Below are 941 nucleotides of genomic sequence, written 5' to 3' on the forward strand. Positions count from 1 at the left end.
GTTATTTTGTCATATGGATATTAAGGGCATCTGTTACGAGCAGCATTGCTTTTTATCTCATCTAGTTTCTATGTCTCCATAGATGTCCAAATGTAATGCCTTTTGCGAGAGAATTGGCAACGCTTGATAGTTTGAGTAACAGCGTGATGGATATAATGGACAAGATGAGAGCACCCCCAAACATGAAGCTTATATTCTGGTCGTAATCGAGTTTCATATCGCTCAAATAGTTTGCAAAGATATTCATCATCAGATTAAATACAGTCGCTAAGAGTAGAAAGAGGATTATATAATTGACGACTTGGGTTATCCATTGCTCGAAAAGGCGATGAGTTGGTTGCCAGAGCAAAGCAATGATGAAGAGTGATCCCCATCCTACGAGAAGTGTAATAGCGATTTTTGTCAGGAGTACGAGACCACCGCCGATTGCTACTACGAGGCTTGTTGCCAGCAAGATGATGATACCTAAGAGACTGTAAAGCAGTCCATTGGCTTCGAAGAAGACGGTTTCTTGGAAAAGACGTCCTGCATATTGAAATCCTTTGGTTGCTGTTTTGTCTAGTAAATTCATTAATTGTGTATCATTGAGTGGATCTGTTAAGAGCGCTTTTGATAACTCATGGGGCATTTGTGTTATCAAATTGGCAATTTCATTCTGATAAAGTCCTGTGGTAAGAGCTATTGAAGTAATAATACTTATCCGTAGGAAACGATTTACAAATCCGGAGAGAGGCATATCTATAGCGCCACGAATGATGAGCCATCCATAGATGATGAAAGCGATTGTGATACCGATCGATACAAAGGGTGTAATTGTAGCCGTTGTTTTTAAGGAAATATCCGTGACATATGTTTTTGTTATCTGATCAATTTTATTGAAAAGTTGCGTGAACACTGTAAAGTTCATGGAATTCCTCTTTAACGAATTTTCAACTTTTTAT

General features: G+C 38.5%; 1 protein-coding gene. It reads right to left on the reverse strand.

Annotation, left to right across the window (positions count from 1 at the left end; genetic code table 11):
- Nucleotides 1-61: 61 nt before the first annotated feature.
- Entirely contained in the window at nt 62-907 is an 846-nt protein-coding gene (locus tag ACFIK8_RS10300) for a type IV secretion system protein (RefSeq protein WP_375661734.1), read from the reverse strand.
- Nucleotides 908-941: the final 34 nt, after the last annotated feature.

Source organism: Bartonella sp. MR168JLCBS, from assembly GCF_042194175.1.